This window comes from Maridesulfovibrio spiralis (SeqCode) (assembly GCF_048571135.1).
GTDB lineage: Bacteria > Desulfobacterota > Desulfovibrionia > Desulfovibrionales > Desulfovibrionaceae > Maridesulfovibrio > Maridesulfovibrio spiralis.
The window spans coordinates 442,178-466,587 of record NZ_CP182344.1; the positions used below are offsets into that span (position 1 = coordinate 442,178).

Here is a 24,410-nt window from a genome sequence, read left to right on the forward strand (position 1 = left end):
GAATCCCATCGACGCATTCAACGCCGATGGGAATATAAGTAGCCTATGATCCTATGTTTCTCAATATGCTGATCAGTTAAATTTTCCTCATCCCCTAAGCTTCCGCCTCACCGTGGCCCACCTTCTCCATCTTGATGAAGAACATGAGCAGGGCCGGAATCATGAACACGGTGAAGACCGTGGAAAGGGCCAGACCGCCGAGCACAACCGCTCCGAGACCGCGATAAAGTTCGGAACCGGGACCGGGGGCGATTGCCAGCGGCAGCATACCGAAGATGGATGTTGTTGCTGACATGTAGATGGGGCGAAGTCTGGAGCGGGTCGCTTCCAGCACGGCCTCGCGGTGTTCCATGCCCTCTAAACGTACGTTGTTCAGGGACTGGTGCACGATGAGAATCGCGTTGTTAACAACAACCCCGATCAGGATAACAAAACCGAGCATGGTCAAAACATCCAGCGGTTGCGGCGCGATAAACAGGTTTTCCAGCTTAAGGCCGAGGAAACCACCTGCACCAGCCAGCGGAACGGTCAGCAGAATGATGAACGGGTAGATAAAGTTTCCGAAGAGTGCCGCCATGAGCAGGTAGGTAATGACTACCGCCAGCAGGAAGTTCCACTGCATGGCCTCACGGGTCTGGGTCAGCTTGTCAGCCGCACCGGACATACGTACGTTAACGCCGTCCATAAGTCCCATTTCCTTAACCTTGGGGATGAGCTGGTTCTGGACGATGTCCATAGCCTGTTCCAGAGGCATGGATTTGGGCGGGGTAATCTGCAGGGTAACAGTTCTCTGCCGCTCAAGATGGCGGATCTGGGTGATACCGTAAGTCCGCTCCAGATGGGAAAGGGAAGATACCGGAACCGCCCAGCCCTGCGGGGTTGCCACAAGGGATTCATAGAGATCTTCCGGTGTGCCGACCCTGTTTTCAGAAGCCATAAGCTTCAGGTCGATCTTCTTCTTACCATCTTCTTTATAGTCGCCGATCTTGCGCCCATCCATGAGTACGTCAAGAGCTTCACCGATTTCCTGACTGGACATTCCTGCCGCACGCAGACGGTCACGGTCGGGCACTATGCGTACTTCAGGATAAAGCATTTCCAGAGACGGGATTGGTCGGACCTGCCCGCCGGGAATTGCCTGTCTGGCCATACCGAACATTGTTCCGGCAGCAGCCATCAGCTTGGGCAGTTCCGGTCCGCTGAAATCAACAGCGACCATGCGACCCTTACCGAGACCTGTTTCGAAGATAGAAGCCTGAATGCTAACCCCGAACATACCGGGGATTGAGTTCATAATGCGGTTAAAAAGCGGGATCAGCGCAGCGGGACGATCCTCGTCACCGGAGATTGCACCGAAAAGATTAATATCCGGGGCGGAAACATAGAAGAGCTGCTCCACGGAAGGAAAACCATCCTTTTCCTGATTCATATGCGGCTTAGTCTGAGCGGCAATGAATTCACCGATGGACGAGCGTTCCTCAAAGGAAAGACCCGGCGGCGGGATGAGAATGGACAGAATCAGGTTACGGTTACCCTGCGGCAGGTATTCCATTTTCGGGAAAAAGGATATTACCAGCAAAGCCGAAGCCGCCACAAGGATTGCTACAGTGGATAGACGCGTAACCCAGTTGCGGATGGAAAAGCTGAGTATTGCCATAATTCCGTCGGAAAACTTGGCTCCGATTACGGTAAGGAAGTTCTCTTTGACCTTTTTTTTCCTTTTGGAAATAGAATAGAACTGCTTGGCCAGCATGGGGATAACCGAAATTGAAACAAACAGGGACAGGGAGATCGCACAGGTAACCGCGATGGCGATATCCTTGAACAACTGCCCTGCTTCCTCTTCAATAAAAACAACCGGAAGGAATACCGCAACGGTAGTCAAAGTTGAAGCCAGAACCGCGCCCCAAACCTCACTGGCCCCGTCGTAAGCGGCCTGATAGGGGGCTTTACCCATCCCCCGGTGTCGGTCGATATTTTCCAGAACAACAATGGCGTTATCCACCAGCATACCGACAGCAAACGAAATACCGGACATACTGACAATGTTCAGTGTCCGGCCCAAGCCGCCGAAAACAATGAATGAACCGACAACTGAAATAGGAATGGCGATTGCGACGATAACGGTGGCGGAAAGTGATTGCAGGAATGTCAGCAGAACGATAATCGCCAGCACACCACCAATGATGATATTCTGTTTTACCAGATCAATCGCACCATTGATGTACGGAGCCTGATCGTAAACCCAATCAAGAAAAACACCCTGATCAGCGAGCAGCCCTGCATTGAGTTCTTCCACAACATTACGCACGTTCTCGGTAACTTCCAGTACGTTCGCGCCCGGTTCGGGTTTAACCCCGATTGCTATTCCGGCAACTCCGTTTTGCAGCATGGCTACTTTATTTTTCTCAAATCCGGGAACAACCCTGCCCACGTCAGCAATGGTCACCCGCTGCTGGCCGGAGGAAGTGATTACCACCTGCTCGATTTCTTCAGGACTTTTGAATTCGGAGGTTGTGCGGATGCGGTAATCACGGCGTCCAACACCGAGGTTACCGGCAGAAACGTTGGCGTTCTCACTCTGCAGAACCTTGGTCACCTTATCGATGGTCAGGTTGTAGGCAGCCAGCTTTTCCGGCGCGATGATGATGTGCATTTCCTTTTCAGTTCCACCGCCGATGAACAGGTCCGCAACACCGTCTACACGCTCAAGGTACTGGCGCACTTCATCTTCAAAATAAGTAGCAAATTCGTTGATATGCCGCTTGTTCTCCGGCAGGGTACGCAAAATCATCCAGATAACCGGGGAAGCCGAAGCACCTGTCGCGGAAATTACCGGACGGTCGGAATCAGAAGGATATTTCTTAACCTCATTGAGCTTGTTGGAAACTCTCAGCAGTGCATCATCAATATTAGTACCGATCTTAAAGCGCAGGGAAATTCGCCCGAAACTGTCGAAGCATTCCGATTCCATCTCCATAAGGCCGGTGACACCCTTGAGCACTTTTTCCTGCTCTTCAATGATGTCACGCTCGATCTCATAGGGAGTAGCTCCGCTCCAAGTTGTTTCAACGGTAATTTCCGGCTCAGTTACAGACGGGGAAAGCTGGTACGGCAGACCGGAAAGGGCCATTCCGCCGAACAGGACCAGCAGAATAACCCCGACTAGCACTGAAACAGGCTTTTCGATTGAAAACTTTACAAAATCCATAATCTACTCCGGCCCGCCGGGCTATTTATTGTCTATGACCACAGGCTGACCGGGTCTGAGCCGTTCATTACCTTTGGTGACGATATCCATTCCGGCTTTGAGACCCTTGCCGCGTACTCCGGCATTCATGCCTTTAAAACCGATCACCTGTACAGGAAATGGCTGGGCTTTGCCGTCAATAACCCCGATAACCATGGTCGTTCCGCGCAGAGTTATAACCGCATCACGGGGAACCACAACTGTCTCACTGGCAAGAGCATTCGGCAGGGAAACACGGGCTTCCATGCCCTGCTTGAAACCGTTCTCGCTGATTATCCTGATCTTCACAGGAAAGGTTCGGCTGGCAACATCGCCACGTGGGATAACTGCGAAAACCTTACCCTTATACTCGTTACCTGCGGCGGAGATACCCACCTCAAGCCCCGGTTTAACGACCATCGCAACATCCTGCGGCACATTAACCACCACATCATAACTGGTATTCATGCCCAACTTGACTACATCCTCTCCGACTGAAAGCCACTCGCCGAGGTAGACAGAACGTTTAAGCACAATGCCGGTAAATGGCGCACGGATAATCTTTTTGGAAAGTTGAATCTGCAAACGGCGCAGTTTGGCCTGTGAGGAAGCAAGCTCACTCTCCATGGCCAGAGCCTTGAACCGTTTGGAGTCGTACTCACCTTCGTGAACAGAGCCGCTTTTAAAAAGCTTGGTAATACGCTGGTCATCACGCTTGGCAAGATCGTAATTGGCTTTTGCTTCCGCATAAGCCGCCTTAGCTGCCCGGATTTCAGTATTCAGTAAATCAGAGCTGAGTCTGATCAGAACATCCCCCCTTTTGACCACATCACCTTCTTCGACATCTACTCGGACAATCTTACCGCTGACCTCGGATGCAACATCCGAAGTCTCGGAAAAATAGACCGTGCCGATATAGGACGATTGCGGGGCAACCTGCCCGGCGAAAGATTTGGATGTTGCCACATGGGCGGGGGGCATCTGCGGGGCCTTCTTCTCAGCAGCAAAGGCAGGACAAGAGATAAGTGAGAAAATCAAAAAAAATATTATCCGTTGCATAGAACAGCTCCGATAGAAATTATAACTTCATTTTGTTAACGGGCACACTTTACGTAAGATCGAAATATAGTCAACTGAGATCGTATTTCACCTGAAAGCAAACATTCACACCTCGACAGCGGTGAATTTATAATTTACCGCTAAAACAATCCTGCTTAAATTTGCCTTGGAAGAATCCATCTCCAACCCCTGACCCGGACAAATATGAAAACGCTGCTAGCAAACGCTGTAATACTGGGACTTTTTGCAACCGCAACGCCTGCGGCGGCCCTGACTTTGAAGAACAAATGTAAATATACTGTGGCGGGTTCGGTGACAGTTGCGGAAAGTATGGTTAGTGTTGCCCAATTCAACATCGCGCCCGGCAAGTCCAAAAAGATACTGGATAATTTCGAAAAAATGGGACTTATTATCAGGACCATTCCCAATGTCTACGACATGAAGAAGCTTAAAATAACTTCTATTGAAATCGACAATCCGGACAGCCACATTGAATTGAAACAATCTCCAGAGGGGATCAAATTCAAGGTGGAATAAATTTCCGTCTCTCTACCATCAAAAAACCCTCCCCATACTCATGTACGGGGAGGGTTCACTACTTTCGGTCTCTGTAAACGACCAAGTAAGTCCTTTCAGCTACTTACTAAAGATTGGCGAGAATAATCTCACCGAATGCTTTACAGCCAACCTGCTCGGCACCGCTGATCTGGCTTGCGAGATCAACAGTTACTTTCTTGGCTGCAAGGGCTTTTTCAACCGCATTTTTGATCAGTGCGGCTGCTTCGCCCATGTCGTTATTCTCCAGCATCATGGCACCGGAAAGCAGGATACTTCCGGGGTTGGCAAGGTCTTTACCGGCGATGGTCGGTGCGGTTCCGTGGGTAGCTTCATAGATAGCAAGCTTGTCACCCATGTTTACGCCCGGAGCCAGTCCGAGACCGCCGACCTGTGCGGCAAGCGCATCGGAAAGATAGTCACCATTGAGGTTGGTGGTAGCAACGACACTGTACTGTTCGGGACGCATGAGCAGTTCCTGGAACATTGCATCGGCAATACGGTCATTGATCACAACCTTACCGGTCGCATCTTCGCCTTCTTTGACAACCTTGCCGGCATAGTCTTCCTCGGCGAGGTCGTAGCCCCACTGACGGAATCCGCCTTCGGTGAACTTCATGATGTTGCCTTTGTGAACCAGAGTCACGGACTCACGGTTCTGGTCAATGGCATAATCAATGGCCCGGCGGACGAGACGCTTGGAACCTGCGGGAGTGATGGGCTTGATGCCGATCCCGGCAGTGGGATCAATCTTGGCACCCATTTCGTCCACGAGAAAATCAATTACCCGCTTTGCTTCGGGGGAAGCTGAGCTCCATTCGATTCCGGCATAAACGTCTTCGGTGTTTTCGCGGAAAACCACGATATCAACCAGATCAGGACGTTTTACCGGGGACTCGATACCTTCGAAGTAGCGGATGGGACGGATACAAGCATAGAGATCAAAAACCTGTCTCAAAGTAACGTTGAGAGAGCGGATACCTTTCCCGACGGGAGTCTGCAAAGGCCCTTTGATGGCCAATTCAGCTTTGGCGAGGGTATCAAGAGTTTTCTGGGGAAGGTATTCACCGGTAGCTTCATATGCTTTTTCACCGGCAAGAAGTTCAACCCATTCAATTTTCTTATCGCCGGAGTATGCTTTCTCAATGGCAGCATCCAGAATTGGACGGGCTGCGCCCCATACTTCTGGTCCGATACCGTCACCTTCGATAAAATATACTGTTTTTGTGGACAAAATGATCTCCTATGTTGCTGGCACAGCTCCGGCTCCTTACGGCTGCGCAGTGAAGTGAATTGACACCTGTGTTATAAAGACGTGACATCAGGTATGACCGGACGGCGTTTCGAGTCATCATTAAACTGAAAAGAGGAACCGGGTATTTTTTCCGTCCGCAGGCTGGACAAACGGCAGGATTGTATCTGCATAATCGATTACAAAGCGTAGAAATACGATATTCTTGCAAAAAAGTAAAGAAGACCCACTCCAAAGCGCACAAGAGACACATACTTCGCAAAAACATCAAATCAGGAAACTTTAATCAAAACACAACCGCATAAACAGCACAAAATTCATTCTGATATTAAATACGAAAAGGGAGGCCCGAACACGGACCTCCCTTTCTGAGTTGTATATAACCCATCTGTGATTATTAGCCACCGATGAGCTGCATTGCCATCCTGGGCATACCGTTAGCCTGGGAAAGCATGGCTACTGCGGACTGAGTCAGAATCTGGTTTCTGGTGAATTCTGTCATTTCAGTCGCTACGTCCACGTCGGAAATACGGGATTCCGAAGCCTGAACGTTTTCAGCCTGGATTGAGAGGTTGGTAATGGTGTTTTCCAGTCTGTTCTGGAGAGCACCGAGATTTGCGCGGATCTTATCCTTGGAGATAATTGCATTCTGCAGCTTCTCCAGAGACTTCTGAGCCATCTCCTGAGTTGAGATGGAGTTATCTGCAGCCGAACCGACACCGAGAGCCGAAGCAGTAGAAGTGCCGATTGAGATGTAGTAGTAGTCTTCCGCACAATCGTTACCGGTACCGAAGTGAACCTTTACAGGACCGGTAGATGTGAGACCAGTACCGCTGTGATCAGAGTTTGCACCGGACATGTTACCGTTGAGCAGGTGGATTCCGTTGAAGTCAGTGGCACTTGCGATACGGGTAATTTCTGAAGCCATGGCCTGATATTCAGAGTCGATAATAAGACGCTGGTCAGAGTTGTAGGTACCGGTGGATGCCTGAGTTGCAAGTTCCTTCATACGGATGAGCTTTTCATCGATAACACCGAGAGCTCCATCAGCAGTCTGAATCATTGAGATGGCGTCGTTTGCGTTTCGAATACCCTGATTAAGGGACTTAATATCTGCACGCATGAGTTCGCGAATTGCCAGACCTGCGGCATCATCGGCTGCTGTTCCAACACGGAGACCTGAAGACAGGCGACGGGTTGAAACACCGAGGTTACCATATGATTCCTGCAAGTTGCGGCTTGCGTTCATTGCCATCATGTTGTGATTAATTACGAGCGACATAATAATTCCTCCATGAATTACTTATTTAAATTCGCCTGAGTGGGTCCTTCCACTCCGACCTTTTACTGGTTAAATATTCAGTACAAAATCCTCTTGAATTTCTACTGCATAAAATACCCTCCGGAACAGTTCGACATGCGGCCTATGGCCGGTCAACCCGGTAATCACCGACACTTCATCTGGAGCATCTTCGGGCATTACCTGCATATGGACTCACGCAGGTGTCCGCTTAATCTTTGATTAAGACGCGGGACTCCTTGATGAGTCCGCGACTCTGTACAGGCACGGTCATACGGCGGCGATTCTCACATGTCCCGTTTCTGGGAAATTTCTCTATGCAGGGTACTACTCCGCACATTACCAACCTCCGAGAACCACACTCGACCAAATGCCTTTATATGCTCTTGTGAACGACGGTTTATTCTTTCCGGGCATCCTCCTTTGTTGACTTGATATAATTTTACTCTGCCGAAGTATTTGCAATGGGTATGCCTAGACTGCGGGAAGCGTTTATTTACTAAAGAAAAGAAGACACAAGATGCTGTTTAGACAGTATTTTTAAAGACAAAGATATCTTAATATTTAAGAAGAAAAGGATAGAAAGAAAGAAAACGGGAAATATCTGCCCTTCTGTAAGCGGCAAATCTTTCCTCTTGGCGGGGGCGGGAAAATGTTTACACGATTCTATTTGACCGATATGACCCGAAAAACAAAAGCACGAAAATCCAAAAACAAAGACAAAGCACTTTTCCACATGAAGATACGAAGTATTCACAGGCTCAATAACCGTATCAGGAATTACCTCTGCCTATTCCTGACCATATTTATAGCGAGCTCACTCTGCTCTTCTATTTTATTTTTCTGGTCCGTATCCAAAGAGGTGGATAGCAAAGCTGCCACATGGGCAAACTACCTTGTTGAACGGATATCCTTTTTGGAGGATGTTGTTACATCAAGAGCAACATTCGATCATGGAATGTCCATATTGCGGGTTACTACCGAAGGCGAAGTAGTAAACAGCAGGCCCTTTCCCTCTGAAATAAAATCTGTAGCCAAGTCTCCTGTTTTCCAGGAAGTAAAAGACTTCAAGCCCGGGCAATCCCTTCTCCTGCGCACACACGAAGACGGCTCCAAGCAACTCTATCTCATCCAGCGTTTGGACCACAGTTTCGCGATTGCCAAAGTTCCGCCGGGAAGCCTACTCCCCGTATCCCCGTATGGAACAGAAATATATATTAGAGATAGAAACGGAAATTCAATTTTCAAATCAACCGAAAGTTTCATTCCGAACTCCTTCAAGCTAGGCAAGCTGCATTTTTCCAAATTCCATATTATTGCATCCGCACAGGCCCAAACAACAAATTTCGGTGGTCTCTCCCTGACCGTGGGCAAGGATATCTCTACAGAATTCTATGCCGGAATCGTGCTCATACTTTTTACGACAATATGTCTGGGTATTCTGGTCAAAAGGTCCGCATTCCTTACTTGGGACCTTGAAAAAAACGAAAAAGACTTCATCAGAATCAACAACCTGCTAAAAAAAGTGTCGGATGCACCGGATGAAAACCTGAACCATCTTCCGGCAATTGAGGCTACGGCAAAAAGAATCCGTGAAGTTGATTGGGACAGGGAAGCACACCGTATGGCATTTCTGGAAAACAGAAACTACGTAACAGCCACGGCTTTCTTTTCCAGAAAAATTCTGAGGCTGCTGGAAGAAGTCGCTTCACATTCACGCAAACTGACCAGTTCGCGCCAGAAATATCATGACCTTGTGCATACCGCCCGCTCTATAATCTTGCGTATCGACTGCACAGGGAAATGTACTTTTTTCAATGAATATGCCCAGTCCTTTTTCGGTTTTTCGGAAGAGGAGATGATCGGAAAAAGTGTGATCGGAACGCTGATTCCCAAAACGGAGAAAGGCAGTTCGGAGCTGGAGCAACTGATCCGGGAGCTTACCAACAACCCCGAGAATTATCCGGCCAATACCAACCGCAACACCCGTAAAGACGGAAGTACTGTCTGGGTATACTGGACCAACAGCCCTGTATTTGATGATTCTGGGGAGCTTTCAGAAATTCTCTGTGTAGGTACAGATATTACTGAACGCAAGAAGATGGAAAGCGCGCTACATGAGACCCGTAACTACATCCGCAACATCATCGACTCCATGCCCTCAGTAATCATCGGGCTGGATAATGACTGCAAGATTACACATTTCAATACAGCAGCACAGCGTCTGGCAGTTATTCCGGCCACTGAACTGGAGGGGGCGGATGTGGAAACAGCTTTCCCACCGCTGGCCAAGTACGCCTATAGCATCACTCAGGCCATCGAGAGCGGAATTCCGGAGACTGGTATTCGCACTCAGGGAATCAGTGCTCCGCACAGCCATCAGGACATTATCATTTACCCTCTCAACGACGGCATGCGCGGAGCTGTTATCCGTATTGATGACGCAACCGAAAGGGTCCAGATTGATGAAATGATGATCCAGACAGAAAAAATGATGTCCATCGGAGGACTTGCCGCAGGTATGGCCCACGAAATCAACAATCCGCTGGGTGGAATTCTTCAAGGCATTCAGAACATAGTCCGCCGTATATCACCGGACCTGCCGGCGAACCTCAAAGCTGCGGAAAAAGCGGGCTGTTCAATTGATTCCATAATTGCCTACATGGAAGACCGCAAAATCCTGAGAACCCTGAATGGAATAACCGACTCCGGGGTGAGGGCGGCATCAATTGTTTCCGGCATGCTGGAATTCAGCCGCAAAAGCGATTCCCAGAAAGCTCCGGGAGATCTGCGACAAATAATGGATAAGGCCGCAAGCCTTGCAGCTCAGGACTACAATCCCCAGAAGGGGTATGATTTCAAACAAATCACTATCATAAAGGATTATGACGACAAACTGAGCCTGACCCCCTGCACCGCCACTGAAATCGAACAGGTATTCCTGAACCTGCTGCGCAATTCAGCACAGGCCATGAACGACTGGAAAGATATGGAAAATGTGCCGGAAATTATGATTCACATCCACAACGACCGGAACATGGTCAAATGTACTGTTTCCGACAACGGACCTGGAATGGATGAGGCGGTACGCAAAAGAGTGTTTGAACCATTCTACACTACCAAATCACCGGGAATCGGGACGGGACTGGGACTTTCTGTGTCCTACTTCATCATTACCCAGAACCATCAGGGAGTCTTTCAGGTAGATTCTTCCCCCGGAATGGGAACAACCTTCACCATCCAGCTTCCCGCAATGCAGAAATAATCAAAAAGCCCGGAAAATCATGAACAGATTTTCCGGGCTTTTTTTTATAAATTTTTTATAAACCGCCATCAGTTACGGCTGACCGGCAGTCCAGACTTGACCCGCATAATGCGCTCATAGGACTGCCTGATCCTGCGCTCGGTGATCTTACCTTCACGGACCAGCTGCTTTAAAGTGACTACGGCTTTGGTTCCCAGTCCCGGCTCAAAAATCAGGTTGTTGCCGAACAGCAGTATATCCGCACCGGCTTTTACCGCCCGGTAAACCCCTTCTTTAAAGCCATATTCACCGCTGACAGCCTGCATCTGCATATCATCGGTAACAATTATTCCTTTGAATCCCATTCCGCGCCTTAATTTACCGTGGATAATCTTACGGGAAAGCGTTGCCGGATAATTCCGGTCCAGATCAGCATTAAAAATATGGGCCGTCATGACCATATCGGCCTTATTATTCTTGATAATTTTCTCAAATGGATACAGCTCGCTGCTGTCCCATGCCCCGGTAACATCGGTAAAGCCCAGGTGGGAATCACCACGCGAACTGCCATGTCCGGGAAAATGTTTCAGGCAGGAAAGAATGCCCTCGGAATGCAATCCGTCGATAAACGCTTCCGCGAAACGGGCCACGATGCGCGGGTCATCGGAGAAACTGCGCTGCAGAGCCGCAATTACCGGATTGGCAGCATTACGGTTAACATCCACAACCGGGGCAAAATCCATATTAATCCCGGCTTTTTTCAAAGTATTCCCGATTACTTTACCGGCACGGTATGCGCCCTGCGGATCACCACTGTTACCAAGTTCGGCAGCGGAGGGGGTCTCTGGAAATCCCATTTCCCCGGTTAACCTTTTGATGATGCCGCCTTCCTGATCAACAGCAACAAACAAGGGAATATCTGCATGGCTTTGCAGATCGGAAGTCAGCATGGAAAGCTGTGCAGGACTGTCCACATTGCGAACAGTGCTGTTCAGTGCGCAATCCTTGCTGAAAAGGATAACCCCGCCGATTCGCGCTTCACGGATATCTTTTACTATCGGATTATCAACAGTGAGTTCCAGCCCGCGAAAACCGACCATGACCATCTGGCCGATCATTACATCCAGTTCCGAAGGACCGCTTGAACTTTTTTTCAGGGCACACCCGGACAAAATCATTACAGCCAAAAAATATATAAATATTAATTTTCTCAAAGATAAAACTCCGAACTTTTTTAATACAGAACACTAAAAACGTGATATAGTTAGCATCCTGCAATTTTGCAAGAGCGGCAAGCGTATTGCCACCCGGAATGATTTCCTATACACGGGTTTCTCCACTTGCTTTTAAAAAATTGCAACAGAAGGAAAATAAATGTCCCAGACCGCACTGCAAAAAGTATTAGACCACGCCCGTGAGGGGCTTGAAGTCCGTGAATCTTTTTTCGAACAATATTCCCAGCTGGTAGTTGATGTTTCAAGAGCACTGGCCGTACGACTTGCCCTCGGTTCCAAAATTCTTTTCTGCGGAAACGGCGGTAGCGCGGCAGACTGTCAGCATCTGGCGGCGGAACTGGTAAACAGGTTCAAACTTGAACGTCCGCCCCTTCCCGGAATCGCCCTGACCACTGATTCATCCATCCTCACCGCGATTGGTAATGACTACTCATATGAGATGGTCTTTGAAAAGCAGGTTCAGGCTCTCGGTCAGCCCGGTGATGTCCTCGTCGGCATAAGCACTTCAGGAACCAGTCCCAACGTGATCTGTGCCCTAAAGGAAGCCAAGCGCAAAGGCATGGTAACAGTAGGCATGACCGGAATCAGTGCCGGAGAAATGCTGCCCATTTGTGACCACATCATCAGTGTTCCCAGCAAGGATACTGCTATAATTCAGGAAGTTCACATCGCCGCCGGACACCTGTTCTGCCACCTGATTGATCACTTTCTTTTTGAAGCGGTCAGTGAACTTGAACCCTACTTGAGCGGGGAGTAGGCAAACACCAGCAAACGAGTCCACCATGCAGATTCTCATAGTAGAAGACAGCAATACCAGCAGGATGTATCTGAAAGAAATCCTGAAAGACATAACCGAAAATCTCGATGCTGATATCGACTGCGCTGTCAGCGGCGAGGAAGCTCTCGAAAAATTCGAACGTAAATGGATTGAAGGGAATCCCTGCGACCTCATTTTTATGGACATCATCCTTCCCGGTATGGACGGATTGCAGACCCTTGAAAAAATCAGAGCTATTGAACAGGAAAAACAGATTGCCGATGACAAAAGACTGAAGGCAATCATGACCACCGCTCTTGATGACAGCACTAAGGCATCCCGCGCATTTTTTAAATGCGAAGCCCTTTCGTACATGACCAAACCCATCACAGCCGAAAAGATACGTTCAGAACTCGGTAAATTCGGAATGATATAGGATTTCGAAATGGACGCACTTACACTTGCTTTCATCCCGGTAGCAGCAATACTGACCATCACTCCCGGTTCGGATACAATGCTCGTGGTCAACAACACCCTGACCAGATCAACAGCAGACGGACTTTGCACTGTTGCCGGGATCAATGCCGGCCTGCTCGTTCATGCTCTGGCCTCAGCTCTTGGGCTGTCCATGATCCTAATGAATTCGGCAACCGCTTTTGAGATGGTCAAAATGGCCGGAGCCCTTTACATAATTTACCTTGGTATCCAGTCACTGCGCAACAGCCGCAAACAAGAAGAAACGGAATTCTCTGCAGAACTATGCAGCAAAGGAATCTCCGCTTCCATTCGTGAGGGCTTTCTTACAAATGTACTGAATCCTAAAGTAGCGGTATTTTACCTCGCACTTCTTCCGCAATTTATTTCTCCCGGAGAATCCATTCTGCGCCAGTCAATGCTGCTGATGACTATTCATTTCAGCATGGGCATAATCTGGTTCAGCTTTGTCACCCTTGCACTGGGCCGGATCCGCCACCTGCTTTCCGGTGGAAAATTCAAAAAAAGACTCGAAGCACTATCCGGTGTCGTATTCATCGGCCTCGGTCTGAAAATGGCCCTCAGCAGAAATTAATTCTTACCAGCCATTGCCATTGAACTTTATATAGCCCGGAGCCTCTCAGGTTCCGGGCTTTTTTGCGGATATAAATATCAACAACTTGCCCCCTGCACACGCAAATGCTAAGATCAGCCATGCTATTTTATAACTCACCCACGAAATCCGGCATAAAAAGCAAAATCGCTATGTTAGCGGCTCTAATGGTGATAGCCGGGTACTTCTTTATCCCATATCAGGAAATAAGACTGGAAAGGATAAGGGCGTTCGGCGAAAAAAAAGTTATAGGTATAGTTATTGAAAAAAAGAGCCGAAGAGGTGAACATAATTCCAAACAAGACCACATTGAACGACAGACCGTTAAATATCGTTTTGTTGATAACTCAGGTCTACCGAGAGAACGGACCGCAACAGTAAAAAACAATTTCTGGAGGAGGATTTCACGGGGGGATAGTGTAATTGTGTACTACGCAAAAGCCGCGCCTGAGGTGTCCCGCATTGAACATGAAAAGGAAAATGCGGTGGTTCAGCTTTTAGCCAGATTTTCACGTAAGAGTGCACAATGATTTATGCCGGACAAATTAATGCCTGAATACTGCGAAAGCAGTTTCAATAAAATCTTAAAAGCCGACCCTACGCGTTTAAGGGAAGAACGCATATGTAACGGTAAAAGCATTTAACTTCGGATCAGGAGAGACCATGTTAAAAAAGCTGGCATTTCAAACAAAACTCATGCTGGGAGCAGTGCTGATCGTTCTGGCCACCATTGTGTTCATGACCGGCATAAATCTTTATAAAGTGCAAGGATCGCTACACTGGCTGGGCCAAACTTCCATGAAATCAATTGCTGACAGTGTTCACGCGCTCATGGAAATCCAAAATGAAATCCTGCTTGATAAAGTCAAGGCCGACATTGACACGCTGGACAAAAAAATATTTTCACTCGGTTTCCCCAAGCTGAATAAACGACGCCCTATTGAAGCCACAATTACCAACCAGTCCACAAAACAGAGCGAAAAGGTAACCTATCCCAGCCTCGAATTCGGCGGGATTGAAGTCAACGGAAAATTTGACATAGTTGACGACCTGCAAAAAGAAATCGGCGGCACAGCGACTATATTTGAAGTGCTGCCCGGCAAACTGCTGCGCATATCCACCAACGTTATGAAATTGGACGGCAACCGCGCTACCGGGACTTATATACCCGAATCCAGCCCCGTTTATAAAACTGTAATGTCCGGCAAAACATACTACGGAATGGCCTACGTTGTTAACGCATGGTATATTACAGCCTACAAGCCGCTGGAAGACCTGCGCGGCAACGTTGTCAGCGTCATATATGTAGGACGCAAAATCATTACTGAAGCCTTCAAAAAATCCGTACTGGCCTCAAATGTAGGCGGAAAAGGTTACGCGACAATCTTCAATCGTAACGGTGATGTTCTTCTCCACCCCACACTCACCGGTAAAAACCTGAAAGATGCCCCCTTCTGGGATGTTTTCTCAAAAACAGAACAGGGTGATGTTGAATACGATTTGAACGGTGAAGCCAAGGCTGCTTACATAACCTATTTCAAGCCTTGGAATTGGTCCTTTGCTTTCATGATGAATAAAGCCGACATGTCTCATGGCGTGGACAGGGAAATATTCATTACCAACGTTATTATCGCTGTGGCCGCCCTTGCCATTTCGGTGATTGTTCTGCTCCTGCTCATCAAATCGACAACAAAGCCGCTTCAGGACCTCTCCGACTTTACCGGCAAAGTTTCCGATGGAAATTACGATTCAGAACTTGAATATGATGTTGACGACGTAATCGGTAAAACTATCGGTTCAGTCAAGCACATGGTCTTTGAACTCAAAAACAAGCTTGGTTTCTCGAACGGCCTGCTCAACGGATTGACCCTGCCCTGCATAGTTGTGGACCTTGACGAAAAGGTTTCTTTCATCAATTCGCATTTGCTGGAACAATTCGGACTCAAGGGGCAGCCGGACAGCTACCTCGGAAAACAGGCTCGTGAGCTTATCAACATCGCCACCGTTTCCGAAACAATTGCCCGCTGCATCAAAGAGGAAAAAAGTTTCTCTGAGATTGAGATCAACGGCACAGCAAACGGCAAAGAATTCTACGCCATAATTGACGTTGCTCCGCTGCATGACCTTGATAAAAAACTGATCGGTGCATTCATGGTCATGAATGACATCACTACCATCAAGGAAAACGAACGCGCTATCACCGCTCAGCGCGACACCATCGCCGAAACCGCAATGGAAGCGGATGAAATCTCCGACCAGCTCTCATCTGCTGCGGACGAACTGTCCGCTCAGGTTGAAGAATCCCGCCGGGGCGCGGAAGTGCAGCAGCAACGGGCCAGTGAAACGGCCACAGCTATGGAGCAGATGAACTCCACAGTTATGGAAGTTGCCCGTAACGCCGGAGAAGCTTCTGAAAATGCCCGCTCTACCAAAGAAAAGGCCATAGAAGGTCAGGAACTGGTAGGCGAAGTAGTCAAAGCCATCAAGGTGCTGGAACAGAATTCAGAAGAACTGAAAACCAGCATGGAAGAGCTTGGGGTGCGCACCGACTCCATCGGCAAAGTTATGAACGTAATCACTGACATTGCCGACCAGACCAACCTGCTGGCCTTGAACGCTGCTATCGAGGCCGCACGTGCCGGGGAAGCCGGTCGTGGGTTCGCGGTTGTTGCCGATGAAGTCCGCAAACTGGCTGAAAAGACAATGGACGCAACCAAAGAAGTAGGCGAAGCCATCACTTCCATTCAGGAAAGTACCAGAACCAACATCAGGGTTACTGAAAGCGCAGTTGATTCTGTTGTTGAATCCACTGAACTGGCTTCCAGATCCGGTAACGCCCTCGATGAAATCGTGCGTATGGTCGAAGCTTCTGCAGACCAGATCGAAGGAATTGCTGCTGCAGCTGAAGAACAATCCGCTTCCAGCGAACAGATCAGCAGGGCAACTGAGGAGATCAACGTGATTTCAGCTGAATCTGCTGAAACCACCGTCCAATCTGCCATGGCTATCGCCGAAGTAGCCAAGCTTGCCGCCAACATCAAGGAACTGATCCGCAATATGCAGTCTTAAACGGACTCACAATTAAATGATTTAAGCGGCTCCAATACGGGGCCGCTTTTTTTTACGTCCGGCCATTCTTGACCGGGCCGGAAACACTGTGTAACCAGCGAACAGACTCAAAAACATCAACCCTTACCCGGCGGTAAACCAACCATGTGCGGAATTGCAGGACACTTCCAACCCGGAAAACAGCCCCAGAGCATTCAACCCATCCTTGATCTCATTTCCCACCGGGGACCGGACTTCCAGCAGATTTATTCAGAAAAAAACATTGAGCTGGGACATACACGGCTCTCCATTATTGACCTCTCCGCACACGGCAACCAGCCGATGACCGACCCGAAAACCGGGAACACTATCGTTTTCAACGGCGAAATATACAACTTCAAAAGCCTGCGTGAAAAGTTGACCGCCAAAGGTCATACCTTCACTTCATCCGGTGACACGGAAGTCCTGCTCAAACTTTACGCCGAGTATGGAGAAAACTGCATTGCCATGCTGCGCGGTATGTTCGCTTTCGCCATTTGGGACAGATCAAAACAGCAGCTGCTCATCGCCCGCGACAGACTTGGCAAAAAGCCATTTTACTATGCCCGGGTCAACGGCGGTTTCATCTTTGCTTCTGAGATACGCGCCCTTGCTGCCCATCCCGACATTTCAAAAGATATTGATGCACAGGCCATAGACCTGTTTATGAGCACAGGCTGTATTCCGGCCCCCTTGTCCATCTATTCAGCCATCCGCAAACTTCCCGCCGCCCATTACGCCTTTGTGGATGGAAATGGGCTGAACATACAGCGCTACTGGTCTCTGGATTTTACCCGCAAAATTGAATGCACAGAGTCCGAGGCTCTGGAAGAGCTGCATACCCGGCTCATGGAAGCTACCCGCATCAGGCTTGAAAGTGATGTACCGTTAGGGGCATTGCTTTCCGGCGGAGTGGATTCCAGCCTCATAGTAGCTCTCATGGCCGAATGCGGGAGCAAATCCATCGACACTTTCACCATCGGATTCCATGAAAAAAAATACGATGAATCCGGGCATGCTGCCAAAGTAGCCAAGCATCTCGGTGTTAACCATCATGTAGAATATCTGGACCCTGCACAATTTGAAGACATGCTTCCTGCGGTAGTGCGCCAGTATGGGGAACCTTTTTCCGATGATGCCGCGCTGGCAACCATGCTGCTCAGCGAGGCCACACGCAAGCATGTAACCGTGGCACTCAGCGGTGACGGCGGAGATGAACTGGCCTGTGGCTACTCGGCATACACCCACGTTAAGCTGGCTTCCGCAATGACTCCTTTCATCGGCAATGAACCGCTGCCTGAAAAGAATATCGCCAGTGCATTCAACAGCAAATCAGCAATCGGTGCGCTTCGCCGCAAGATGATCTGCAAATTCCATCCGGAATTCAAACTCATCCTGCGCAATGAACACAAAGCCGCTCGCTATAAAAACGAAGTGTACAATCCGTCCATGCGCGAACAGCTGGGACAGTCCGCCTTCAAATGGTTTTACAATCTTGCCGCCGAAGCCTGCACTCAGGCACATAATCCTGTGGAACGGCTACTCTGGATGGATACGGCCCATTTTCTGGCCGATGCCCTGCTGGTAAAGGTTGATATCGCATCAATGGCCCACAGCCTTGAGGTCCGTTCCCCGCTGCTGGACAATGAGCTTTTCGATTACATGGCTACCCTGCCCCCGGAACTGAAACTCAAGGGCGGGGAATCCAAATACCTGCTCAAAAAGCTGGCTGAAAGATACCTGCCTGAGGAAATCCTCTACCGCCGCAAACAGGGTTTCTCCATGCCTGTTGCCAAATGGACCAGCGGAGATTCAGCGGATTTCACCCGCGATGCCATCAGACAGGCCACTCCTTTTCTCGAACAATTCTTCGATATGAAGGCATTGAACAGCCGCATCGAAGAACATGTCTCAGGCCGCAAAAAACATAAAAATTTCGTCTGGAACATTCTCAACCTCTCCCTCTGGGCCATTGAACATAAGGCCGGTCGGGTATAGAATGCAAAAAAAGCACTCCGGATTATCCGAAGTGCCTTTTAATTTTGTAAGAATAAACTGGGATCAAGCTCTGCTGCTCAATTTTCCCGCCACTGCGGAAAGCGCGAATCCTGCAACACTTACGGCAATGATTGTTGCGCCTGAAGAGAGGTTCAGCTGGTAGGAAAGCAGCAACCCGCTCACGCAGAAGACCATGCTCAAAATCGAAGAGAGCACCATCATGGAAAAGAGCGAAGAGGTCCTGCTCTCTGCTATCTGCGGCGGAATAGTCAGCAGGGCAATAACCAGAATAAGACCGACCACCCGAATGACCATGACCACACTCAGCGCAATCAGGGCCAGCATGATGAAATAAAGCAGGGTTACCGGAACACCGCGAGAACGGGCAAACTCCTCATCAAAGGACATGGCCCAGAATCCTTTGTAGCAGGTAAAAACCACCAGCAGCACGAATCCCGCAAGCCCTGCCATAAGCAGCAGATCGGACTTGGGCGTGGCGAGGATGCCGCCGAAAAGATAACTCATCAGGTCAACATTATATCCGGGTGTAAGATCAAGCAGAATAATCCCCAGAGCCATGCCCGCCGCCCACATCACACCGATAAAGGTATCGGCCCGCTCCTTGACCCGCATGGTCACCAGAGCCATCAGCAAAGCCGCACAAACGGCAAATGCAGTAGTTACCGGAAGCATTGGCAACCCAAGAAAAAAAGCCAGACCGACTCCGCCATAAGAAGCATGGGCCACGCCTCCGGCCAGCAACACGACTCTGTTGACCACCACCAGTGCACCGATGATCCCGCAGATAATGGAAGCGAGCACCCCTGCGACAAGGGCATTCTGCATGAATTCATAACTCAGCATCTCAAGCATTCCAATCTCCTTCGTTGTCATCGGATTCAGGATGGAACTCCAGCACCCGGTGCGGCAGTTCACCATGAGTGATTAATTCGATGGGACAGGTTCCCTTGATAGTTTCCCCATATGCTTCGCTGAGCAGTTCACGGGTAATTTTGGGCTGGTCATGCAAATGGACCTTGCGGTTAACGCAGGCCACCGATTTAACACCTTCTCCGAGAACCGAAATATCATGGCTGACCATGACGATGGTCATTTCCTGATTTAATTCTTTGAGCAGGCAGTAGAGACCGCTTTTTCCCGCCTGATCCACGCTGGCTGCCGGCTCATCCAGCAGCAGCATCTTCGGTTCATCCACAATTGCACGGGCGATGAAAACCCGCTGCTTCTGCCCGCCGGAAAGGTCGGAAACCCTGCGGTCGATATGTTCCAGCATACCTACACGATCAAGGGCCTTTTCCACCTCACCACCGGAACTGTTACCGAAACGTAAACCGAAAACTCCCTTGAATCCGGGAGAAACCTTTCCCATGAGAACAGCATCACGCACAGTAATGGGAAACGTACCTGAAACTGTCGTGTACTGCGGCATATATCCGATACGGCCACCATGCCTTCCGGGCGGCATACCCAGTATTTCAATCCTGCCCTGCTGCGGTTCAATCAGTCCTAACAACAATTTGAGCAGGGTGGTTTTCCCTCCTCCGTTCGGACCGATCACGGCCAGATAATCACCGGACAGAATATCAAAGCTGATCTCATCCAGCACTTTATGCTGCCCATAGCCGAAGCTGACTTCATCAAAATGTATAACTTTTTCCAGATTAATTTTCATTTTTCCCTTTGTCCGGCCTTACTTTTTCCGGCCCAAAAGCTCTTATCTTAGTTGAGAATGAATTGCACTATCTTTTTTGCGCCTACCTGCTAATTTATGGCAGTATAATGTTTACAAGAGTTACACTGTATGATTCTTTTACCCATTCATCAAAGACAAACAATATTCCACGCTTCATAACATTTTAAAAGGAATATGAAAAATGCAATTACTATTCATTGGCGACTCGCTCACGCTGGGTGTGAACGATGCCGAAAAACTGAGCTGGCCCGGACGAATCTGCAAAGAACTCGATCCGCAGGGAACGATGATCAGCGCATACAATCTCGGAGTACGGGCCTCTTCCACGGATCACATTGAAGACCGCTGGAAAAATGAAATTGAATGCCGGATTCTACCGGATATACCGACATTGTTGATATTCTGCATGGGAGCTCCCGATGCGGTAAAAAATATCAGCCTTGAACAAACCAGATCCAGTGCTGAATCCATACTGCGCAATGCAAAAGATAAGCATCCCGTGCTTTTAATCACCCCGCCGCCCATTATCGACCCGGAAAAAGACGCACGCACACAAAATATCACTGCTGAATTCAACAAAATATGCGCAAAGCTTGACATTCCCTGTCTGGATATTAATTCCCCTCTGCGGGATAATCCCGCTTACACCAATGCCCTCAAGGAGAGCGACGGAGTACATCCGAACGCCGAAGGTTACGGCATCATGGCTGAAATGATCAGCAAATTCATTTCCCCCTACATCCTGCCCCACCTCAGTTAGACAACATCCTCTCCGACAACACCATTTTGAACCGGGCAGAATTCCCTTAGAGGAGTGCTGTCTTTACTTGATAAGGATATTCCCCATGCGATCATTTGCCAGTGACAACTACTCCGGCGTACATCCCGAAATAATGCAGGCTATCATGGACGCCAACGAAGACCACATGTCTTCCTACGGTGCAGACCCGGTTTCTGCTGAAGCTGAAGTGCTCTTCAAAGAACATTTCGGGCAGCAGGCAAAAATATTTTTCCTGACCACCGGGACCGCTACCAACACCCTGATCCTGCGCCACCTCTGCCAAAGCTGGAACAGCGTTATCTGTTCCGAAGATGCGCATATCAATGTAGATGAATGCGGTTCACCGGAAAGCATGGGCATCAAGCTTATGCTGGCTGAAACTGTGAATGGTAAAATTACTGTGGACACAATCAAACCGCTGGTTCCTTCTGAACCCGACGTACACCGCGCCCAGCCCGCTGTTGTTTCCATCACCCAGAACACTGAATTGGGGACCCTTTACACAATAGATGAAATCAAAAGCATCTGCGATTTCGCGCACAGCAAGGGCCTCTATGTACACATGGACGGTGCCAGGATTGCCAACGCTGCGGAAGCACTGGGAGTAGCTTTCAAGGAAATGACCGTTGACTGCGGCGTTGATGTTTTATCCTTCGGCGGAACCAAAAATGGCTGCATGTGCGCCGAAGCTGCGGTATTCATCAACCCGGAAGCGGGCATAAACTTCGAATACCTGCGCAAGCAGAACATGCAGCTTATCTCCAAAATGCGTTTCGTAGGAGCACAGTTCAAAGCCATGCTCACAGATGAACTCTGGAAACGCAATGCCGCCCACTCCAATTCTCAGGCCCGCAAACTGGCCGGGAAGGCAGGAGCAATTGAGGGTGTAAAAATCACCCGCCCTGTTGAAGCCAACGGTGTTTTTGCCATAATTCCCGAACATGCTGTGGAGAAACTGCAGGAAAAATTCCCCTTCTACGTCTGGGACGAACAGACAGGGGAAGTTCGCTGGATGACCTCATGGTCCACCACCGACGAAGATATTGAAGACTTCTGCGCTGCTATGAAAGAGCTGATCTAACAAGTAAGAATCCCCCTCCTTCCATACCGGAAAAGAGGGGGATTACTATATATAAACCTTGAACTTGGCTGCTAAGCCACTTTTTCATCTTTTGCTGTGCTGCCTTCCTGTTCCGACGCCATGCGGCTTAGATGGTAATCTCGATATACCCGCCCCTGTTCCTTACCCATGAATTTAAAAAGACTACGCTCGGAAGTTTCCATCAGGTCGACTACGATCAATCCATCCAAAGCGTTCCCGAAATCCGGGTCAACATTGAATCCGGCCAGTCTGCCTCCGATTTTCAAATAATGGCGCAGCAGCACCGGAATCCCAGCGCCGCCCTCGATATCCTGCACCACCTTTTCAAGATCGGAAGAATTACAGGATGAAATACCGGGGGTATATTTCTGCCAGCTTTTGAGCTTCCTGAATTTCAAAGGCCTAACCGGAGAAATCAGCACGGCAAGATCAGCACGTCCGCTATATTTCATGAGCGAATCAGCAATAAACTCGCGGGATATTTTTTTGTAGTCATTGGAAATGCTCACACATCCGAAAAGGTATCGGTAACGGGGATTTCGCGCCAAATATGCGGCAATACCTTTCCAGAGCATCATCAACGAATAGAAATTCTTCTGGTAGCTGGGACGAATGAAGGACCTACCCAGTTCAAGAGCAGGAGTTACTTTATCAAAGAACTCCGGCTTAAAACGGAAAAAAGAATGGCTGTATACGCCATTCAGGCCAAAAAGCTCGATCTGCTCATCAGTACGGGCAATGCGGTATGCCCCGGCAATTTCTCCACTTTCCTTATGCCAGAGCACCAGATGGATGAAAGTATTATCAAAACGGTCCACATCCACAGCCTGTCCGGTCCCTTCGCCGACCTGACGGAAAGTCTTCTCACGCAGACGCCCGATTTCGTGCAGCACAAACGGACAATGTGCCGCATGAACTTCATGCACGGCAAATTCGCTATTCTCAACCAGAACGGAATCAGGCCCGAGCATGCTCAGCTCGGTAATAATTCTGCGCCGGGCGGTTTGATCGCTGATTGGTTTTTCCTTTTTCTTGAAAGTAGGCAGGACTAGTTTCTTTTTTTTGAACCGGGAACTCAGCACGTAAGTGCGGAAGCGCAGATATTCCATGAGTTCCTGCTTGCTTTCAAAAGAAGAAAGACGTTCACCACTGACAGTGTTACCCACTACAAATTCCACCGGACCTGCTTTTTTCTTCAGATTTTCACGGGGCAGCAGCACGGTGCGCAGACTTGGGTGGACCATGCCGGCTGCCTGAAACAGCAAACTATTACGCCCATGGAAAAAGACCGGGGTCGCACAGGCTCCGGTTCGTTTGATAATCCCACCCACTGTAGTGCTCCAGACCGGATCTTCAACCTTGACACCTTTTATATTCAGGCTGGCAACTTCACCTGCAGGAAATACGGCCAGCATCCCCCCGGAACGTACCCATTTAACTGCTTCTTTGAGACCGGAGATATTGCCGAGGTACGAATCTTTACGACCGAAAGGATCAACTGCAATAAGGTACTCCTTCATTTCCGGTATAAGCCCGAGCATGAAATTAGCCATGATTTTGACATCAGGACGCACAACCCTGAGCATCTGCATCAGGATAAGTCCTTCAACAACTCCGAAAGGATGATTAGCCACGACCACGGAAGGACCGCTTTTGGGAATACGCTTAAGTTCCTGACTATTCAGCTCTACATTAACCCCTAAAAGACTCAGCGCCTTACTGACGAAATCTTTTTGAGCCTTCTCATCCCAGTGGTCTTCGTCATGTACCTGACTATATAATGAGTTCAACCTGGGAAAACACAGCAGATGCGACAAGGGTTTTTCCACCAGAGAAAACAAAGCCTCTCTAAAAGGGTCCTCAAACGGTGATTTTAAGCTGAATAAATCAGAACATGTTTCACGAACCATCGACTGCTCCCTGCTATTGATTTTTGATTATCCACAATAGCCGGGTAACTGCCCGCATGTGTTACCCTGCAGTGACAGGTGTTTTACATTTCAACAATTT

The 24,410-nt window shown here is 48.9% G+C and carries 20 protein-coding genes; 10 read left to right on the forward strand and 10 right to left on the reverse strand.

What is annotated here, in order from left to right:
• Window positions 1-94: 94 nt before the first annotated feature.
• Together ACNI29_RS02035 and ACNI29_RS02040 are read right to left on the reverse strand one after the other, a co-directional pair.
• On the reverse strand, window positions 95-3,211 hold the full coding sequence (locus ACNI29_RS02035) for an efflux RND transporter permease subunit (RefSeq protein ID WP_419780522.1): 3,117 nt from the start codon (window positions 3,209-3,211) through the stop codon (window positions 95-97).
• Window positions 3,212-3,232: 21 nt separating this feature from the next.
• The gene (locus ACNI29_RS02040; RefSeq protein ID WP_419780523.1) at window positions 3,233-4,288 is read right to left on the reverse strand and encodes an efflux RND transporter periplasmic adaptor subunit; all 1,056 of its coding nucleotides are present in this window, start codon (window positions 4,286-4,288) and stop codon (window positions 3,233-3,235) included.
• A gap of 204 nt (window positions 4,289-4,492) precedes the next feature.
• On the opposite strand from ACNI29_RS02040, the gene ACNI29_RS02045 reads away from it, so the two are divergent.
• Window positions 4,493-4,825: a hypothetical protein gene (locus ACNI29_RS02045; protein WP_419780524.1), complete on the forward strand. Its 333-nt coding sequence runs from the start codon at window positions 4,493-4,495 to the stop codon at window positions 4,823-4,825.
• Window positions 4,826-4,931: 106 nt separating this feature from the next.
• Here the strand turns inward: ACNI29_RS02045 and icd are convergent, their stop codons facing one another.
• The 4 genes from icd to ACNI29_RS02065 form a co-directional block, all read right to left on the reverse strand.
• Complete coding sequence (icd, locus tag ACNI29_RS02050; RefSeq protein ID WP_419780525.1) at window positions 4,932-6,077, reverse strand: NADP-dependent isocitrate dehydrogenase; 1,146 nt, start codon at window positions 6,075-6,077, stop codon at window positions 4,932-4,934.
• A 415-nt stretch (window positions 6,078-6,492) separates the two neighbouring features.
• The gene (locus ACNI29_RS02055) at window positions 6,493-7,377 is read right to left on the reverse strand and encodes a flagellin N-terminal helical domain-containing protein (protein ID WP_419780526.1); all 885 of its coding nucleotides are present in this window, start codon (window positions 7,375-7,377) and stop codon (window positions 6,493-6,495) included.
• Window positions 7,378-7,446: 69 nt separating this feature from the next.
• Complete coding sequence (locus ACNI29_RS02060; protein ID WP_419780527.1) at window positions 7,447-7,575, reverse strand: hypothetical protein; 129 nt, start codon at window positions 7,573-7,575, stop codon at window positions 7,447-7,449.
• A gap of 31 nt (window positions 7,576-7,606) precedes the next feature.
• A complete protein-coding gene (locus ACNI29_RS02065) occupies window positions 7,607-7,735 on the reverse strand; it encodes a hypothetical protein (protein WP_419780528.1) in 129 nt (42 codons plus the stop codon).
• A 312-nt stretch (window positions 7,736-8,047) separates the two neighbouring features.
• Between ACNI29_RS02065 and ACNI29_RS02070 the strand changes: the two genes are divergently transcribed.
• Window positions 8,048-10,660 carry a PAS domain-containing sensor histidine kinase gene (locus tag ACNI29_RS02070; RefSeq protein WP_419780529.1) on the forward strand — a complete coding sequence of 871 codons (2,613 nt, stop codon included), beginning with the start codon at window positions 8,048-8,050 and terminating at the stop codon, window positions 10,658-10,660.
• Between the two features lie 68 nt (window positions 10,661-10,728).
• Here ACNI29_RS02070 and ACNI29_RS02075 read toward each other — a convergent pair whose 3' ends face one another.
• Complete coding sequence (locus tag ACNI29_RS02075; protein WP_419780530.1) at window positions 10,729-11,853, reverse strand: glycoside hydrolase family 3 protein; 1,125 nt, start codon at window positions 11,851-11,853, stop codon at window positions 10,729-10,731.
• A 160-nt stretch (window positions 11,854-12,013) separates the two neighbouring features.
• On the opposite strand from ACNI29_RS02075, the gene ACNI29_RS02080 reads away from it, so the two are divergent.
• The 6 genes from ACNI29_RS02080 to asnB all read left to right on the forward strand — a co-directional run bounded on the left by ACNI29_RS02080 (window position 12,014) and on the right by asnB (window position 18,803).
• Window positions 12,014-12,631: a D-sedoheptulose 7-phosphate isomerase gene (locus ACNI29_RS02080; RefSeq protein ID WP_419780531.1), complete on the forward strand. Its 618-nt coding sequence runs from the start codon at window positions 12,014-12,016 to the stop codon at window positions 12,629-12,631.
• Window positions 12,632-12,656: 25 nt separating this feature from the next.
• A complete protein-coding gene (locus tag ACNI29_RS02085) occupies window positions 12,657-13,067 on the forward strand; it encodes a response regulator (RefSeq protein WP_419780532.1) in 411 nt (136 codons plus the stop codon).
• Between the two features lie 9 nt (window positions 13,068-13,076).
• Entirely contained in the window at window positions 13,077-13,700 is a 624-nt protein-coding gene (locus tag ACNI29_RS02090) for a LysE family translocator (RefSeq protein ID WP_419780533.1), read from the forward strand.
• A gap of 104 nt (window positions 13,701-13,804) precedes the next feature.
• Window positions 13,805-14,248 carry a DUF3592 domain-containing protein gene (locus ACNI29_RS02095; protein WP_419780534.1) on the forward strand — a complete coding sequence of 148 codons (444 nt, stop codon included), beginning with the start codon at window positions 13,805-13,807 and terminating at the stop codon, window positions 14,246-14,248.
• 133 nt (window positions 14,249-14,381) lie between these two features.
• Complete coding sequence (locus ACNI29_RS02100) at window positions 14,382-16,787, forward strand: methyl-accepting chemotaxis protein (protein ID WP_419780535.1); 2,406 nt, start codon at window positions 14,382-14,384, stop codon at window positions 16,785-16,787.
• Window positions 16,788-16,931: 144 nt separating this feature from the next.
• Window positions 16,932-18,803 (forward strand): asparagine synthase (glutamine-hydrolyzing), encoded by a 1,872-nt coding sequence (gene asnB, locus ACNI29_RS02105; protein WP_419780536.1) that lies wholly within the window; start codon window positions 16,932-16,934, stop codon window positions 18,801-18,803.
• A 63-nt stretch (window positions 18,804-18,866) separates the two neighbouring features.
• Here asnB and ACNI29_RS02110 read toward each other — a convergent pair whose 3' ends face one another.
• On the reverse strand, window positions 18,867-19,676 hold the full coding sequence (locus tag ACNI29_RS02110) for a metal ABC transporter permease (RefSeq protein WP_419780537.1): 810 nt from the start codon (window positions 19,674-19,676) through the stop codon (window positions 18,867-18,869).
• Entirely contained in the window at window positions 19,669-20,496 is an 828-nt protein-coding gene (locus tag ACNI29_RS02115; protein WP_419780538.1) for a metal ABC transporter ATP-binding protein, read from the reverse strand. Before ACNI29_RS02115 ends, ACNI29_RS02110 begins: the two co-directional genes overlap by 8 nt.
• A gap of 202 nt (window positions 20,497-20,698) precedes the next feature.
• Here ACNI29_RS02115 and ACNI29_RS02120 point away from each other — a divergent pair, with 202 nt between their 5' ends.
• The gene (locus ACNI29_RS02120) at window positions 20,699-21,277 is read left to right on the forward strand and encodes an SGNH/GDSL hydrolase family protein (protein WP_419780539.1); all 579 of its coding nucleotides are present in this window, start codon (window positions 20,699-20,701) and stop codon (window positions 21,275-21,277) included.
• Window positions 21,278-21,362: 85 nt separating this feature from the next.
• Window positions 21,363-22,379: a threonine aldolase family protein gene (locus ACNI29_RS02125; protein WP_419780540.1), complete on the forward strand. Its 1,017-nt coding sequence runs from the start codon at window positions 21,363-21,365 to the stop codon at window positions 22,377-22,379.
• Window positions 22,380-22,450: 71 nt separating this feature from the next.
• Here the strand turns inward: ACNI29_RS02125 and ACNI29_RS02130 are convergent, their stop codons facing one another.
• Entirely contained in the window at window positions 22,451-24,190 is a 1,740-nt protein-coding gene (locus tag ACNI29_RS02130) for a bifunctional lysophospholipid acyltransferase family protein/GNAT family N-acetyltransferase (protein ID WP_419780541.1), read from the reverse strand.
• Between the last annotated feature and the right edge of the window lie 220 nt (window positions 24,191-24,410).

Coding starts and splice junctions, on each gene's coding strand:
- ACNI29_RS02035 (WP_419780522.1), bottom strand. CDS start 3,211: ATGGATTTTGTAAAGTTTTCAATCGAAAAGCCTGTTTCAGTGCTAGTC.
- ACNI29_RS02040 (WP_419780523.1), bottom strand. CDS start 4,288: ATGCAACGGATAATATTTTTTTTGATTTTCTCACTTATCTCTTGTCCT.
- ACNI29_RS02045 (WP_419780524.1), top strand. CDS start 4,493: ATGAAAACGCTGCTAGCAAACGCTGTAATACTGGGACTTTTTGCAACC.
- ACNI29_RS02055 (WP_419780526.1), bottom strand. CDS start 7,377: ATGTCGCTCGTAATTAATCACAACATGATGGCAATGAACGCAAGCCGC.
- ACNI29_RS02060 (WP_419780527.1), bottom strand. CDS start 7,575: ATGCCCGAAGATGCTCCAGATGAAGTGTCGGTGATTACCGGGTTGACC.
- ACNI29_RS02065 (WP_419780528.1), bottom strand. CDS start 7,735: ATGTGCGGAGTAGTACCCTGCATAGAGAAATTTCCCAGAAACGGGACA.
- ACNI29_RS02070 (WP_419780529.1), top strand. CDS start 8,048: ATGTTTACACGATTCTATTTGACCGATATGACCCGAAAAACAAAAGCA.
- ACNI29_RS02080 (WP_419780531.1), top strand. CDS start 12,014: ATGTCCCAGACCGCACTGCAAAAAGTATTAGACCACGCCCGTGAGGGG.
- ACNI29_RS02085 (WP_419780532.1), top strand. CDS start 12,657: ATGCAGATTCTCATAGTAGAAGACAGCAATACCAGCAGGATGTATCTG.
- ACNI29_RS02090 (WP_419780533.1), top strand. CDS start 13,077: ATGGACGCACTTACACTTGCTTTCATCCCGGTAGCAGCAATACTGACC.
- ACNI29_RS02095 (WP_419780534.1), top strand. CDS start 13,805: ATGCTAAGATCAGCCATGCTATTTTATAACTCACCCACGAAATCCGGC.
- ACNI29_RS02100 (WP_419780535.1), top strand. CDS start 14,382: ATGTTAAAAAAGCTGGCATTTCAAACAAAACTCATGCTGGGAGCAGTG.
- asnB (WP_419780536.1), top strand. CDS start 16,932: ATGTGCGGAATTGCAGGACACTTCCAACCCGGAAAACAGCCCCAGAGC.
- ACNI29_RS02110 (WP_419780537.1), bottom strand. CDS start 19,676: ATGCTTGAGATGCTGAGTTATGAATTCATGCAGAATGCCCTTGTCGCA.
- ACNI29_RS02115 (WP_419780538.1), bottom strand. CDS start 20,496: ATGAAAATTAATCTGGAAAAAGTTATACATTTTGATGAAGTCAGCTTC.
- ACNI29_RS02120 (WP_419780539.1), top strand. CDS start 20,699: ATGCAATTACTATTCATTGGCGACTCGCTCACGCTGGGTGTGAACGAT.
- ACNI29_RS02125 (WP_419780540.1), top strand. CDS start 21,363: ATGCGATCATTTGCCAGTGACAACTACTCCGGCGTACATCCCGAAATA.